This window comes from Variovorax sp. BGA-UO-ETr-C22 (assembly GCF_059567965.1).
Window position 1 is genome coordinate 2,825,015 of the sequence record NZ_JCAQPA010000011.1, and the last position, 13,948, is coordinate 2,838,962.

Annotated in this window: 12 protein-coding genes; 9 read left to right on the forward strand and 3 right to left on the reverse strand. The window is 70.1% G+C overall.

The genetic code is table 11. The features are described from left to right. Nucleotides 1-85: 85 nt before the first annotated feature. Nucleotides 86-1,000: a LysR substrate-binding domain-containing protein gene (locus tag AC57B8_RS33480; RefSeq protein WP_492729055.1), complete on the reverse strand. Its 915-nt coding sequence runs from the start codon at nucleotides 998-1,000 to the stop codon at nucleotides 86-88. Between the two features lie 87 nt (nucleotides 1,001-1,087). Here AC57B8_RS33480 and AC57B8_RS33485 point away from each other — a divergent pair, with 87 nt between their 5' ends. The 4 genes from AC57B8_RS33485 to AC57B8_RS33500 are packed head-to-tail and all read left to right on the forward strand — an operon-like array spanning nucleotide 1,088 to nucleotide 6,355. Next, nucleotides 1,088-3,247, forward strand: coding sequence for a thiamine pyrophosphate-dependent enzyme (locus tag AC57B8_RS33485; RefSeq protein ID WP_496482012.1), 2,160 nt, complete (start codon nucleotides 1,088-1,090; stop codon nucleotides 3,245-3,247). Nucleotides 3,248-3,261: 14 nt separating this feature from the next. After that, entirely contained in the window at nucleotides 3,262-4,884 is a 1,623-nt protein-coding gene (locus AC57B8_RS33490) for an indolepyruvate oxidoreductase subunit beta family protein (RefSeq protein ID WP_496482013.1), read from the forward strand. Between the two features lie 14 nt (nucleotides 4,885-4,898). After that, complete coding sequence (locus tag AC57B8_RS33495) at nucleotides 4,899-5,888, forward strand: Bug family tripartite tricarboxylate transporter substrate binding protein (RefSeq protein ID WP_369631867.1); 990 nt, start codon at nucleotides 4,899-4,901, stop codon at nucleotides 5,886-5,888. A gap of 20 nt (nucleotides 5,889-5,908) precedes the next feature. Then, on the forward strand, nucleotides 5,909-6,355 hold the full coding sequence (locus AC57B8_RS33500) for an acyl-CoA thioesterase (RefSeq protein WP_139702701.1): 447 nt from the start codon (nucleotides 5,909-5,911) through the stop codon (nucleotides 6,353-6,355). Between the two features lie 15 nt (nucleotides 6,356-6,370). On the opposite strand, the gene AC57B8_RS33505 is transcribed toward AC57B8_RS33500, so the two are convergent. After that, nucleotides 6,371-6,847: a low molecular weight protein-tyrosine-phosphatase gene (locus AC57B8_RS33505; RefSeq protein WP_496482014.1), complete on the reverse strand. Its 477-nt coding sequence runs from the start codon at nucleotides 6,845-6,847 to the stop codon at nucleotides 6,371-6,373. A gap of 201 nt (nucleotides 6,848-7,048) precedes the next feature. Between AC57B8_RS33505 and AC57B8_RS33510 the strand changes: the two genes are divergently transcribed. The 5 genes from AC57B8_RS33510 to AC57B8_RS33530 all read left to right on the forward strand — a co-directional run bounded on the left by AC57B8_RS33510 (nucleotide 7,049) and on the right by AC57B8_RS33530 (nucleotide 12,392). Beyond that, a complete protein-coding gene (locus AC57B8_RS33510) occupies nucleotides 7,049-7,327 on the forward strand; it encodes a hypothetical protein (protein ID WP_240531349.1) in 279 nt (92 codons plus the stop codon). A 289-nt stretch (nucleotides 7,328-7,616) separates the two neighbouring features. Then, a complete protein-coding gene (locus tag AC57B8_RS33515; RefSeq protein ID WP_489061941.1) occupies nucleotides 7,617-7,832 on the forward strand; it encodes a hypothetical protein in 216 nt (71 codons plus the stop codon). A gap of 221 nt (nucleotides 7,833-8,053) precedes the next feature. Beyond that, complete coding sequence (locus AC57B8_RS33520; protein ID WP_496482015.1) at nucleotides 8,054-8,797, forward strand: PA4824 family protein; 744 nt, start codon at nucleotides 8,054-8,056, stop codon at nucleotides 8,795-8,797. A gap of 24 nt (nucleotides 8,798-8,821) precedes the next feature. Then, the gene (gene mgtA / locus AC57B8_RS33525; protein WP_496482016.1) at nucleotides 8,822-11,587 is read left to right on the forward strand and encodes a magnesium-translocating P-type ATPase; all 2,766 of its coding nucleotides are present in this window, start codon (nucleotides 8,822-8,824) and stop codon (nucleotides 11,585-11,587) included. A gap of 88 nt (nucleotides 11,588-11,675) precedes the next feature. Continuing rightward, nucleotides 11,676-12,392 (forward strand): MgtC/SapB family protein, encoded by a 717-nt coding sequence (locus AC57B8_RS33530; protein WP_062480849.1) that lies wholly within the window; start codon nucleotides 11,676-11,678, stop codon nucleotides 12,390-12,392. Here AC57B8_RS33530 and AC57B8_RS33535 read toward each other — a convergent pair whose 3' ends face one another. Next, complete coding sequence (locus tag AC57B8_RS33535; RefSeq protein ID WP_496482017.1) at nucleotides 12,393-13,835, reverse strand: NAD-dependent succinate-semialdehyde dehydrogenase; 1,443 nt, start codon at nucleotides 13,833-13,835, stop codon at nucleotides 12,393-12,395. It lies immediately after the preceding gene. Between the last annotated feature and the right edge of the window lie 113 nt (nucleotides 13,836-13,948).

Genomic DNA, 13,948 nt, shown 5'->3' on the forward strand with positions numbered 1-13,948 from the left:
GGCTTCGCCCTCCTCCTTGATTTCGCTGCGGGAAGCACCCAGTGCCCTGGTCACGGGGCACGCTGCGGGTGTTCGGCGGTCGCGGTCAGCCGCGCTCCGAGAACAGGGCCACGATCACCTGCCGCAACCAGCGGTTGCCCGGGTCGGCCTCGAAGCGCTTGCTCCAGTGCAGCGACACGGTGAAGTCGCGCAGCGGAAACGGCGGCTCGACGATGGCGTAGCCGCCCTCGGCCGCGAAGCCGCGCGCGATGTTGCGCGGCATCACGACCGCGAGGTCGGTGGCGCGCACGATGGCCGGCAGCACCATGAAGTGCTCGGTCGTCAGGCGCAGGCGGTCTTCGAGGTTCAGCAGCTGCAGGATGCGCAGCGTGTCGGCGTGGGTGCGCACGGCCACGTAGTCGAGCTCGTGCAGCGCGGCCAGCAGCGCCTGGCCGCTGCGCCGGCGCTTCACGAAGGGGTGGTCGTGGCGCAGCAGCACGATGTAGCGGTCTTTCAGCAGCTGCGTGCGCTGGGTGTCCTCCACGTGCGGCAGGAAGCCGAAGGCGAAGTCGACCCTGCCGCTGTCCAGCGCGGTGGCGATCTCGCCCGGGGCGAGCGGCATGGTCTCCACGCGCACGCCCGGTGCCAGCTCGCGCAGCCGCGCCATCAGAGCGGGCAGAAAGCGGCCCTCGCCGATGTCGCTCATGTGGATGCGAAAGAGCTTGCGCGACGCGGCCGGGTCGAAGCGCTCGGGCTCGCTCAGCGCCTGCTGCAGCATGGCCAGTGCCGACTGCACGGGCACCGCCAGCCGCTCGGCGCGCGGCGTGGGCGCCACGCCGCCGAGGCTGCGCGTGAACAGCGCGTCGCCCAGCAGCAGGCGCAGCCGCGTGAGGCCGTGGCTGGCCGCCGGCTGCGTGAGGCCCAGGGCCTCGGCGGCGCGGCTCACGTTGCGGGTGCGGTAGACGGCGTCGAACAACCGGAGCAGGTTGAGGTCGACCGAATCAATATGCACCCCATTCATATTCGATAGCTGGCTCATTGCATTGAAGTATGACGCAGGCCCGCCCACACTCCCGCGTTCTCCCCACGACAAGAAGCACGAGACACGATGGAAGTTTCATTCAGCAAGGAAGTGGAAATGCTGCGCCTGGGCGCGGGCGACACCTTCCACGGCGAGGGCATCCTCGCGATCACCAAGGGCCTGCTGCAGTCGGGCGTGGCCTACGTCGGCGGCTACCAGGGCGCGCCGGTGTCGCACCTGCTGGACGTGATGGTGCAGGGCAAGGCCTACATGGACGAGCTGGGCGTGCACGTCGAGGCCTGCTCCAACGAGGCCTCGGCCGCGGCGATGCTCGGCGCGTCCATCCACTACCCGCTGCGCGGCGCCGTGACCTGGAAGTCGATCGTCGGCACCAACGTGGCGGCCGATGCGCTGTCCAACCTGTCGTCGCCCGGCGTGACCGGCGGCGTGCTGATCGTGGTGGGCGAGGACTACGGCGAAGGCGCCAGCGTGATCCAGGAGCGCACGCACGCCTACGCGCTCAAGTCGAGCATGTGCCTGCTCGATCCGCGGCCCGACCTGGGCGTGATGGTGCGCATGGTCGAGCAGGGCTTCCAGCTGTCGGAGGCGTCGAACATGCCCTGCCTGATGGAGCTGCGCATCCGCACCTGCCACGTGCGCGGCAGCTTCGACTGCAAGGACAACATCGCGCCCGCCGTGTCCACGCGCGCGCTGATGGACGAGCCCGCGGGCTTCGACTACATGCGCCTGGCGCACCCGCCCGTCACCTTCCGCCACGAGAAGCTCAAGGGCGACGAGCGCATGCCGGCCGCGCGCCGCCACATCGTGGCGAACGGCCTCAACGAGCTGATGCCCGGCCGGCGCCACCCCGACCTGGGCATCGTGGTGCAGGGCGGGCTGTACAACGCGCTGATCCGCAGCCTGCAGCAGCAGGGCCTGGCCGATGCCTTCGGCGACACCGACATCCCGATCCTGGTGCTCAACGTGACCTACCCGCTGGTGCCCGAGCAGGTGGCCGACTTCTGCATCGGCAAGCGCGCGGTGCTGGTGGTGGAAGAAGGCCAGCCCGAGTACATCGAGCAGGACATCGCCACGCTGCTGCGCCGACGCGACATCCAGACGCCGCTGCACGGCAAGGACCTGCTGCCGCAGGCCGGCGAGTACGGCGTGGAGGTGCTGTCGGGCGGCCTCGCGGCCTTTGCCGAGCGCTACCTCGGCGCGAGCGAGGCCGCCGCCTCGGCGCAGGCCTGGCTGGCCGGCAACCGCGAACGCCGCGAGGCGGTGGCGCGCCGGCTCGACGCGCCGCTGCCCAACCGCCCGCCGAGTTTTTGCGTGGGCTGCCCCGAGCGGCCGGTGTTCTCGGCCCTCAAGCTCGCGCAGCAGGAAACCGGGCCGGTGCACATCGCGGCCGACATCGGCTGCCATGCCTTCGGCACCTTCGAGCCGTTCTCGATGGGCCACTCGATCCTCGGCTACGGCATGAGCCTGGCCAGCCGCGCGGGCGTGGCGCCGATGATGAACCGGCGCACGCTGTCGATCATGGGCGACGGCGGTTTCTGGCACAACGGCCTGCTCACGGGCGTGCAGAGCGCGCTGTTCAACGACGACGACGCGGTGCTGCTGATCTTCAAGAACGGCTACACCTCGGCCACCGGCACGCAGGACATCATCTCCACGCCCGACGACGAGATCAAGGAACGCGCCGTCGACAAGCAGCAGAGCTTGGTCGACAAGAACCAGACCATCGAGGCCACGCTCACGGGCCTGGGCGTGCAGTGGATGCGCACCGTCACCACCTACGACGTGGAGCGCATGCGCAAGACGCTCACCGAGGCGCTCACGAGCGACTTCAACGGCCTGAAGGTGGTGATCGCCGAGGGCGAGTGCCAGCTCGAGCGGCAGCGCCGCATCAAGCCGTGGATCGCCGGCCTGCTCAAAAAGGGCAAACGTGTGGTGCGCGTGAAGTACGGCGTCGACGAGGACGTGTGCAACGGCGACCACGCCTGCATCCGCCTGTCGGGCTGCCCCACCCTCACGCTCAAGGACAACCCCGATCCGCTGAAGGTCGACCCGGTGGCCGTCGTCATCGACGGCTGCGTGGGCTGCGGCCTGTGCGGCGCCAACGCGCACGCGGCCACGCTGTGCCCGAGCTTCTACCGCGCCGAGGTGGTGCAGAACCCGAAGTGGCACGAACGCCTGCTGCACGGCCTGCGCAGCGCGATCGTCGGCGCCCTGCGGCCGGCATGAAAGAGAACCGAGACATGGAACAGAACCGTCCCACCACCCTCCTCGTCTGCGCCCTCGGCGGCGAAGGCGGCGGCGTGCTCACCGAATGGCTGGTCGATGCCGCACGGCACGCGGGCTACGCGGCGCAGAGCACGTCGATCCCCGGCGTGGCGCAGCGCACCGGCGCCACCACCTACTACCTCGAAGTGTTCCCGGTGCCGATGGCGCAGCTGGGCGGCCGGCGCCCGGTGTTCAGCCTGGGCCCGGTGCCGGGCGCGCTCGACGCGATCGTCTCGTCGGAGCTGCTGGAGACCACGCGCCAGATCGGCAACGGCATGAGCGCGCCGCTGCGCACGCTGGTCATCAGTTCGTCGGCGCGCGTGCTCACCACGGCCGAGCGCATGGTGCCCGGCGACGGCCGCGCCGACGCGCAGCGCCTGCTGGACGTGGTCAAGGCCTTCAGCCGCGAGCACCACGTGCTCGACATGGGCGCCATGGCGCGCGAGGCCGGCACGGTGGTCAGCGCCGTGATGCTGGGCGCGATCGCGGGCAGCGGCCTGTTCCCATTCCCGCGCGAGGCCTACGAACGTGCGGTGCGCGGCGGCGACGAGGCCGCGCCCGACAAGCTCGGCAAGATGGCCGCCGCCAGCCTGCGCGGCTTTGCCGCCGCCTTCGAGGCCGTGCGCGCGCCGCGCGCCCAGGCCGCCTTCGTGCAGGGCGTGCTGGCCGGCGACGACACGCGCGACGCGCCCCCGCCGCCGCAGGCCCTGCCCGACGACGTGGCGCGCCGCTTTCCGCCGGCCGTGCACGACATGCTGACGCTGGGCCATGCGCGGGTGCGCGACTACCAGGACAACGCCTACGCCGCGCTGTACGCCGATCGCCTCGCGCGGGTGCTCGAGGCCGAGCGCGCCGCCGATCCGTCGGGCGCGCAGGGCTTCGCGGTCACGCGCGAAACGGCGCGCTGGCTGGCGCTGTGGATGGCCTTCGACGACATCGTGCGCGTGGCCGCGCTGAAGGGCCGCGCCAGCCGCGCGCAGCGCGTGCGCCAGGAAGTGCGCGCGGGCGACGACGACCTCGTGAAGGTCTTCGACCACTTCAAGCCCGGCGCGCCCGAGTTCGCGGCGCTGCTGCCGCCGTCGCTCGCGCGCCGCGTGACCGCCTGGGACCGCGCCCGCCAGTCGCGCGGACTCGCGCCGTGGGCGCTGCCGCTGCAGGTGGGCAGCCATTCGGTGCTCGGCATGGCCTCGCTGCGGCTGCTGGCCTCGCTCACCTGGCTGCGCCGGCGCGGCAGCCGCTTTGCCGAAGAGCAGGCGCTGATCGAGCGCTGGCTGGCCGCCGTCGAGACCGGCACGCGCGCGCACTGGGCGCTGGGCCGCGAGCTGGCGCTGTGCGGCCGGCTCATCAAGGGCTACGGCAGCACCAACGAACGCGGCAAGCACAACCTGCTGCACGTGATCGACGAGCTCGCGGGCCGCGCCACGCTGCAGCCCGCGGCGCGCGCCGAGGCCATCGCCGCGGCCCGCGAGGCCGCGCTCGCCGACGAAGGCGGCAAGGCGCTGGACGCCGCGCTCACGCGCCACGGCGCCGCGCCGCGCCCGGTGCAGGCGCAACCCATCCGCTGGATGAAGCGGCCCAAGACAACGACCACGACCTGAGGAGACAAAGAACCATGAACCCATCCACCCCCGCTTCCTCGCGCCGCCTGCTGCTGGCGCTCGCCCTGGCCAGCACCGCCTTGTGCGCGCCTGCCGTGCACGCCGACACGTGGCCCTCCAAGCCCATCAAGGTGATCGTCAACTTCCCGGCCGGCGGCGCAGCCGACCAGCTCGCGCGCGCCGTCTCGCAGCCGCTGCAGGAGGCGCTGAAGCAGCCCGTGGTGATCGAGAACCGCGGCGGTGCCAACGGCAACGTCGGCGGCGAGGCCGTGGCGCGTGCGGCGGCCGACGGCTACACGCTGCTCATGAGCTCGGGCGGCATGGTGTCGGTGAACCCGCACCTGTATGCGCGCATGAGCTTCGACCCCGCGAAGGACCTGGTGCCCGTGGCCGCGGCCGCGCGCGTGCTGGTGTTTTTGGTCACACGGCCTTCGCTGCCGCCGACCGACGTGAAGTCGTTCATGGCCTACCTCAAGGCCAACCCCGGCAAGCTCTCGTACGGCTCGCCGGGCAACGGCAGCTCGCCGCACCTGGCCGGCGAGATGTTCAAGAGCCAGGCCGGCCTGTTCGCGCTGCACGTGCCGTACCGCGGCGCGGCGCCCGCCTTGCAGGACCTGCTGGCCGGCCAGATCGACTACGCCTTCGACCCCGGCATTGCCCTGAACCAGGTGCGCGCCGGCAAGCTCAAGCTGCTGGCCGTGGGCAGCCCGCACCGCTCGTCGCAGTTCCCCGACGTGCCCACGCTCGACGAGGCCGGCCTGCGCGGCTTCGACGCCGACACGGTCTTCGGCTTCTACGCACCGGCCGGCACGCCGCCCGAGGTGGTGGCTCAGCTCAACACGCAGGTCAACCGCGCACTCGCGCTGCCGGCGGTGAAGGAGCGCATCGCGGCCATCGGCGGCGAGCCGGCGCCGGGCACGCCGGCCGACTTCCAGCGCCGCGCGGCGGCAGACTCGCAACGCTTCGGCGCGCTGATCCGCGAGCGCGGCATCAAGGCGGACTGAGCAGCCGGGACAATCGACGGATGAGCAGCACTCCCTCTCCCACCGACGCTTCCGGCAAGGAAGTCGTCTACACCGCACGCGTCGAGTTCGGCGACTGCGACCCCGCCGGCATCGTCTGGTTTCCCAACTTCTTCCGCTGGATCGACGCGGCCTCGCGCCACTTCTTCGCCGAGTGCGGCGTGCCGCGCTGGGAAGACACCGCCCGCACCCTCGGCGTGATCGGCACGCCGCTGGTCGACACGCACACGCGCTTCGTCAAGGCGGCCAGCTACGGCGACACGCTGCAGATCGCGGTGCGCATCACCGAATGGCGCGACAAGAGCTTCGTGCAGACCTACCGCGTGACGCGCGGCGACGACCTGATCCTCGAATGCGAAGAGGTGCGGATCTTTGCCGCCAAGCGCGAAGGCGGCGGCATCCGCGCGGTGCCGATTCCGCCGACGATCCGGGCGCTCTGCACGGGCTGAACAAGGCCTGCCCGTTCAGGCCGCGTCGCGACGCAGCTGCGCGAGCAGGCCTTCCACGCCGAGGTCGATCAGGTCGAAGGCCTCGATGAAGGCCTGGTGGCCGCCGTACCACGGGTCGGGCACGTCGCCGCCGATGGCATCGGCGAACTCCGAGAGCAGGCGCACCTTGCGCGCCGCCTCGGCGGGCGCGCGCCGGCGCAATGCGGCGCAGTGTTGCTGCGTCATGCCGATGAGCCAGTCGAAGCGTTCGAAGTCGGCCGCATGCACCTGGCGTGCGCGGTGTGTGGGCATCGCGATGCCACGCCGCAGCGCCTCGGCCACCGAGCGTGGATCGGGCGGATTGCCGCGCTCCTCGTCGGAGATGGCGGCGCTGTCGACCTCCACCGCGAAGCCCGCGCGCTGCGCCTTGTGGAGCAGCAGTGCGTGCGCGGTCGGCGAACGGCAGATGTTGCCTGTGCAGATGAACAGGATGGCGGGGGTGCTTGGGTTCATGCGCGTCGACTATAGGCACAGAGGGCAGGCATTCGGCATAGGCCACCCTACCCCTGGCATCCCCCGGTCGGGGGATGCCACGAGGGAGCGAGGGCGAATCGCACCCCCTCTGTCCAATGGACAGCTCCCATATCTTCGGTATCGCCTGACACAACTCCTTGCGCTTCACTACGTCCCATGGTCAGTGCAAAGGAGGTCACGATGCCCCGACCCAGTCTTCACAGCGCGAGCATCACGCTGAAACTTCCCTTCGACATGAGTGCCGCGCAAGAGGTCGAGGCCCTGCGCGCCGCGGGCATTCCGGTGGACGACCTGGGCAATGCCATGTCGGGCTTCCTGTTCGTGCGCTTCAGCAACGGCTGGCGCAGCGACTCGAACATCTTCCGCTGGTTTCCGGCCCCTATCGAACGCAGCGCGAACGAGGCCCGGCTCCACGCCACGCAGCCCCGACGCAGCCTGTTGCTTCATGCCAAGGGTTGACGCTGCCAATGATGCGGTGCAACAATCCGGAGATCATCATTTCGGAGCCCCGTGCGTGGACAGTGCCAGTTGGATCAGTGACAAGACGCGTGCCTCGGCAGGCGTGACACCCCCGGCCCTCTAGCGCAGGCAGCTCCCGCGCTGGCGGCCGCCGTGTCCGCAGCGCGAACCCCTTGCCCCACGGGCAAGCGGCTCTCCCTACCGATTCCCGTTGTTCTTCGTCGCTGACTTTGTCAGTCAGCTTGCGTGCGTCCGTGCGCGAGGCCCTTCAGCGTGAAGGAGCCTTGTCATGCGCCAGTTTCAGATTCGTCCGTTGCATCCGCAGGTGCGACCGTCGCACGGTCGTCCGTCGGCGCACGCCGGTGCGCCAACGCGCGTGAGCCCGGCCCCGCACGTCGACGACGAGCAGGCCCTGGACCGCGCCGCCGCGCTGTGGACCACGCGCCGCATCCGCAGCTTCTTCCTGCTGCTCGACCCACCCGGCCACGGCACCACGCGCCGCTGAAGCCCGCCCCTGCCACCCCACAGAACAGGAGGCCCTCATGGACCCGGACCCTTGCTTGCGCCGCTGTGCGCCGCCTTCCTTGCCCGATCGATCCCCCATTCACCTCGCAGCCTGCCGCGCTGCGGAGGAGCCCCGCCGGCTGACTGCTGCTGAGTAATTAAGCAAGTCGTCACGGGCGTTTCCTTCCTTCGCGGCGCGCCGCACCCGAAGGAGAAACACCCATGACCCGCGAACGCCTGCGGCGTGTCGTGCGGACGGCCACGGCCGCCCGTTCCAGCGCCCGCCCCTTTGCCTCCCGCCGCCCCGCGCCAAGCCGCGCCTGGCTGGCCACCCTCTGCGGCCTGGCCGCCACGCAGACCCACGCCGCGGGCGGCCACCACTCGGTGGACGACGCCGCCATCCTCGATCCGGGCCAGTGCCAGATCGAGACCTGGGCTGGCCAGCGCCTCGTGCACCTCGGTCCGGCCTGCCGTGTCGGCCCCATCGAGCTGGGCCTGAACCTCGAACGCGAGCGCAGCGCCGACGGCCGCACCCTGCGCGCCGGCCCGCAGATCAAGTGGGCCTTCGCGCTCACCGACACGCTGAGCACCGGCGTGCTCGCCTCGGCCACGTGGCAACGCAGCACAGGCGACCGCGCCTCGTTGCGCCTTGCCGACAGCAGCGTGGTGATCCCCGTCACCTGGCAGTTCGACGACCAATGGCGCGCCCACCTGAACCTGGGGCGCGACTTCCATCGTGCGCGGCCGAGCACCAGCCACTCGGGCGCCGCGCTCGAATGGGCCGCCCTGCCCGCGCTGTCGCTCGTGGCCGAGCGCTTCCGCGAAGGCGGGCGCAACGCCTGGCGCGCCGGCCTGCGCTGGACGGCCACGCCGGCCGTCAACGTCGATCTCAGCCACGCCCGCGACCTGCGCCACGACGGCCCGCGCGGCTGGACGCTGGGCCTCACCTGGGCGTTCGCTCGCTGAGCGCCCCCACACAGGAGAAGAACAATGAAGAACGTCCTGAAGTCCTTTTTCGAAAGCTTCCTGCGCAGCCGCCACATGCGGCACCACTTCGAGCGCTGGCAGACGCTGCTGAGCGCCAAGCCCAGCAGCCTCGGCTCGGCCGCGATGCCACCCGAGATCGCCAAGGCGCTGGCCGCCGCCTCGCACACCGACGCGGGCGAGGTGCTGGTGCGCCTGAACAGCTCGTCGCAAGGCCTGACCGAGGCGCACGCGCTCGCGCTGCGCAAGCGGCTGGGCAGCAACGAGGTGCGCCACGAGCAGCCGCTGCCGTGGTGGAACCACCTGTGGCAGTGCTACCGCAACCCCTTCAACCTGCTGCTGACGGTGCTCGCGCTGGTCTCGTACGTCACCGAGGACACGAAGGCCACGGTGGTGATCGGCAGCATGGTGCTGCTGTCGACCGTGCTGCGCTTCCTGCAGGAGTCGCGCTCCAACAAGGCGGCCGACCGGCTCAAGGCGATGGTGAGCAACACCTCGACGGTGCTGCGCCCCGCGCCCGGCGAGAAGGCCGGCCGCGCGGGTGACGACGGTTTCGACCTCGCGCACGCCGGCACGCAACGCATCGAAGTGCCGATGCGCGACCTCGTTCCGGGCGACGTGATCGCGCTGTCGGCCGGCGACATGATCCCGGCCGACGCGCGCCTGCTCTCGGCGAAAGACCTGTTCATCAGCCAGTCGGCGCTCACCGGCGAATCGATGCCGGTGGAGAAGTTCGCCGCCACAGCCGCCGACCACCAGGCCGGCGTGCTGGAGCGCGACAACCTGCTGTTCATGGGCACCAACGTGATCAGCGGCACCGCCACCGCGGTGATCGTGCACACGGGCGAGCGCACCTTCTTCGGCGCGCTGGCCCAGCGCGTGAGCGCGACCGACCGCGGCACCACCGCCTTCCAGGCCGGCATCAACCGCGTGAGCTGGCTGCTGATCCGCTTCATGCTGGTGATGGCGCCGCTGGTGCTGGTGATCAACGGCGTGACCAAGGGCGACTGGTGGGAGGCGGCGCTGTTCGCGCTGTCGATCGCGGTCGGGCTCACGCCCGAGATGCTGCCGATGATCGTGACCGCCACGCTGGCCAAGGGCGCCGTCGTGATGTCGCGCCGCAAGGTGATCGTGAAGCGCCTCGAAGCCATCCACAACTTCGGCGCGATGGACGTGCTGTGCACCGACAAGACCGGCACGCTGACGCAGGACCGCATCGTGCTCGAACGCCACACCAACGCCTGGGGCGAAGACTCCGACCACGTGCTGCAGCAGGCCTACCTCAACAGCTTTCACCAGACCGGGCTGAAGAACCTGCTCGACAAGGCCGTGCTCAGCCACGCCGAAGTGCAGCTCGACACGCAGCTGCAGACCGGCTGGCGCAAGGTCGACGAAGTGCCCTTCGACTTCTCGCGCCGCCGCATGTCGGTGGTGGTGGCGCACGGCGAGGACGAGCACCTGCTGATCTGCAAGGGCGCGCTCGAAGAGATCCTGTCGGTGTGCACCTCGGTCGAACGCGGCGCCGAGGTGCTCGCGCTCGACGCCGACGTGATGGCGCGCATCCACCGCGTGGCCTCGGAGCTCAATGCCCAGGGGCTGCGCGTGGTGGCCGTGGCCAGCCGCACGCTGCACGCCGGTGCACGCAAGCCGGCCTACGGCGTGGCCGACGAGGCGGGGCTCACGCTGCTGGGCTACGTGGCCTTCCTCGATCCGCCGAAGGAATCGACCGCGCCCGCGCTGCAGGCGCTGGCCGCGCACGGCGTGGCAGTGAAGGTGCTGACCGGCGACAACGAATTGGTCACGCGCAAGGTCTGCGGTGACGTCGGCATCGACGCCGGGCGCATGGTGCTGGGCCATGAGGTCGAGCGCATGAACGAGGCCGAGCTGCGGCAGGTGGTGGAGATGCGCCAGGTGTTCGCCAAGCTCACGCCCGCGCACAAGGAACGCATCGTGCAGGCGCTGCATGCCAACGGCCACGTGGTCGGCTTCATGGGCGACGGCATCAACGACGCGCCCGCGCTGCGCGCCGCCGACATCGGCATCTCGGTGGACGGCGCAGTGGACGTGGCCAAGGAATCGGCCGACATCATCCTGCTCGAGAAGAGCCTGATGGTGCTGGAGCAAGGCGTGGTCGAAGGCCGCCGCACCTTCGCCAACATGCTCAAGTACATCAAGATCACGGCCAGCTCGAACTTCGGCAACGTGTTCTCGGTGCTGGTGGCCAGCGCCTTCCTGCCCTTCTTGCCGATGCTGCCGCTGCACCTGCTGGTGCAGAACCTGCTGTACGACGTGTCGCAGATCGCGATCCCGTTCGACAACGTGGACGAGGAATTCCTGAAGACACCGCAGCGCTGGAACCCGGCCGACCTGGGCCGCTTCATGGTGTTCTTCGGGCCGCTGAGCTCGGTGTTCGACATCCTGACCTACACCGTGATGTGGTTCGTGTTCGCGGCCAATTCGGTGGAGCACCAGACGCTGTTCCAGTCGGGCTGGTTCATTGAAGGCCTGCTGTCGCAGACGCTCATCGTGCACCTGATCCGCACGCGCAAGATTCCGTTCCTGCAAAGCCGCGCGGCCTGGCCGCTGCTGGCCATGGGCGCGGCGATTGCGGCCGTGGGCATCTGGCTGCCGATGGGGCCGCTGGCGCACTACTTCAAGCTGCAGGCGCTGCCGCTCGCGTACTTCCCGTGGCTGGTGCTGATGCTCGTCGGCTACGCGACGCTGACGCAGGCCGTGAAGGGCTGGTACGCGCGCAAGTACGGCTGGCAGTAAGACAAGAACCACCCGGCGAACGCAGGGTCGCGGCTGTCACACAAGGCCGCTACCCTGCTTCGCACACAGAGGATCAGGAGGATCACTCATGGAAGCCATTCGCCACATCAACCTGCCCTCGCTGCTGGACACCCTGGTCAGCGTGGGCGCGGCCTTCCTGCTCGGCTCGCTGATCGGCTTCGAACGCCAGGTGCGCCAGCGCACCGCGGGGCTGCGCACCAACACGCTGGTGGCCGTGGGCGCGGCCGTTTTCGTCGACATGGCGGCCCGCCTGGGCGGCCCCGACGGCGCGGTGCGCGTGGTCGCCTACGTGGTCTCGGGCATCGGCTTTCTCGGTGCCGGCGCGATCATGAAGGAAGGCGCCAACATCACGGGCCTGAACACGGCGGCCACGCTGTGGGGGTCGGCCGCGGTGGGCGCCTGTGCGGGCGCCGACCTGCTGGGCGAGGCGTTGATCGCCGCGCTCTTCGTGCTGGCGAGCAACACGCTGCTGCGGCCGGTGGTGAACCGCATCAACCGCCGCCCGGTGCACGAGGAATCGAGCGAGGCGACCTACACGGTGCGCGTGATCTGTTCGCGCGCGGCGCGGCCCGAGGTGATGGACCAGCTGCTGGTGCAGCTGGAAGCCGCGAACTACCCGGTGCGCGACATCGACCAGCACGCCTTCGGGCAGGCCGACACGGAGATCGCCGCAACGCTGTACGCCACCGCGGTCGAGCCCGAAGAGCTCGACCAGGTGATCGCGGAGCTGGAGACGCTGGAAGGCGTTCAGCAGGCGTTCTGGAACGCCTCCGCCGAAGACTAGTTAGACGCCGAGGATCGAAACGGCCTTGGTGTTCAGGTAGGCCTCGATTGCCTCCGGGCCACCTTCCGAACCGTAGCCCGAATCCTTCACGCCGCCGAACGGCATTTCCGGCGAGGGCGTGGCGGGCTGGTTGATCCACAGCATGCCCAGCTCGAGCTTCTGGCTCAGCAGGTGCGCGCTCTTGATCGACTTGGTGAAGGCGTAGCCGGCCAGGCCGAACGGCAGGCGGTTGGCTTCGGTGATGGCCTCTTCGAGCGTGTCGAAACCGCGGATCGCGGCGATGGGGCCGAAGGGTTCGTTGTTGAACACGTCGGCGTCCAGCGGCACGTCGGTGATGACGGTGGGTGCGAAGAAGTTGCCGGTGTCGCCGACGCGTTCGCCGCCGGTCGCGACCGTGGCGCCCTTCTTGCGCGCGTCTTCCAGCACATGGGCCATGGCCGTGAGGCGGCGGGCGTTGGCCAGCGGGCCGAGGTTGGTGCCTTCGGCCAGGCCGTCGCCCATCTTCAGGCCTTCGGCGTGCTTGACCAGCAGGCTCGCGAACTCATGACGCAGGCTGTTGTGCACCAGGAAGCGAGTCGGCGAGATGCAGACCTGGCCGGCGTTGCGGAACTTGGCGGCACCGGCGGCCTTGACGGCCAGCGCCACGTCGGCGTCTTCGGCCACGATCACCGGGGCGTGGCCGCCCAGTTCCATCGTGACGCGCTTCATGTGCGAACCGGCCAGCGCGGCCAGTTGCTTGCCGACCGGGGTCGAGCCGGTGAAGGTGACCTTGCGGATGATCGGATGCGCGATGAGGTAGCTCGAGATCTCGCCCGGGTTGCCGAACACCAGGCCCACCACGCCGCCCGGAATGCCGGCGTCGACAAAAGCCTTCAGCAGCGCGGCCGGCGAGGCCGGGGTTTCTTCGGGCGCCTTCACCAGGAAGGAGCAGCCGGTGGCCAGCGCGGCGCCGAGCTTGCGCACGATCTGGTTGACGGGGAAGTTCCACGGCGTGAAGGCCGCGACCGGGCCGACCGGCTCCTTGATGACCAGCTGCTGCGCGGCCAGGTTGCGCGAGGGCACGATGCGGCCGTACACGCGGCGGCCTTCGTCGGCGAACCACTCGATGATGTCGGCGGCGGCCATCATTTCGACCTTGGCCTCGCCCAGCGGCTTGCCTTGTTCCTGCGTCAGCAGCTTGGCGATGTCCAGGGCGCGTTCGCGGATCAGGCCGGCGGCGCGGCGCATCACGGCGGCGCGCTCGTTGGCGGGCGTGTCGCGCCAGGCTTCGAAGCCGCGCTGGGCGGCGGCCAGGGCGCGGTCGAGGTCGACGATGCTGGCGTGCGCCACCTTGCCGATGGCCTTGCCGGTGGCGGGGTTCAGCACGTCGAGCGTCTTGCCGTCGGCGGCGTCGACCCATTGGCCGTCGATCAGCAGGCGGGTGTCGGTGTAGGTGGCGGTCATGGCGAACTCTTTCCTTCGAGGACTGGATGGTGAAAACGAAACGGGAAATCGGGCGCGCGGCGCGGCACCCCGTGGGGGTGCGCATGCGACAACGGCGGCCAAGCGCCGCCGGG

What these genes read in the sequence shown, in the direction of transcription:
- AC57B8_RS33500 (WP_139702701.1), top strand. Translation starts at nt 5,909, where the DNA reads ATGAGCAGCACTCCCTCTCCCACCGACGCTTCCGGCAAGGAAGTCGTC.
- AC57B8_RS33515 (WP_489061941.1), top strand. Translation starts at nt 7,617, where the DNA reads ATGCGCCAGTTTCAGATTCGTCCGTTGCATCCGCAGGTGCGACCGTCG.
- AC57B8_RS33510 (WP_240531349.1), top strand. Translation starts at nt 7,049, where the DNA reads ATGCCCCGACCCAGTCTTCACAGCGCGAGCATCACGCTGAAACTTCCC.
- AC57B8_RS33490 (WP_496482013.1), top strand. Translation starts at nt 3,262, where the DNA reads ATGGAACAGAACCGTCCCACCACCCTCCTCGTCTGCGCCCTCGGCGGC.
- AC57B8_RS33480 (WP_492729055.1), bottom strand. Translation starts at nt 1,000, where the DNA reads ATGAATGGGGTGCATATTGATTCGGTCGACCTCAACCTGCTCCGGTTG.
- AC57B8_RS33530 (WP_062480849.1), top strand. Translation starts at nt 11,676, where the DNA reads ATGGAAGCCATTCGCCACATCAACCTGCCCTCGCTGCTGGACACCCTG.
- AC57B8_RS33505 (WP_496482014.1), bottom strand. Translation starts at nt 6,847, where the DNA reads ATGAACCCAAGCACCCCCGCCATCCTGTTCATCTGCACAGGCAACATC.
- mgtA (WP_496482016.1), top strand. Translation starts at nt 8,822, where the DNA reads ATGAAGAACGTCCTGAAGTCCTTTTTCGAAAGCTTCCTGCGCAGCCGC.
- AC57B8_RS33485 (WP_496482012.1), top strand. Translation starts at nt 1,088, where the DNA reads ATGGAAGTTTCATTCAGCAAGGAAGTGGAAATGCTGCGCCTGGGCGCG.
- AC57B8_RS33520 (WP_496482015.1), top strand. Translation starts at nt 8,054, where the DNA reads ATGACCCGCGAACGCCTGCGGCGTGTCGTGCGGACGGCCACGGCCGCC.
- AC57B8_RS33535 (WP_496482017.1), bottom strand. Translation starts at nt 13,835, where the DNA reads ATGACCGCCACCTACACCGACACCCGCCTGCTGATCGACGGCCAATGG.
- AC57B8_RS33495 (WP_369631867.1), top strand. Translation starts at nt 4,899, where the DNA reads ATGAACCCATCCACCCCCGCTTCCTCGCGCCGCCTGCTGCTGGCGCTC.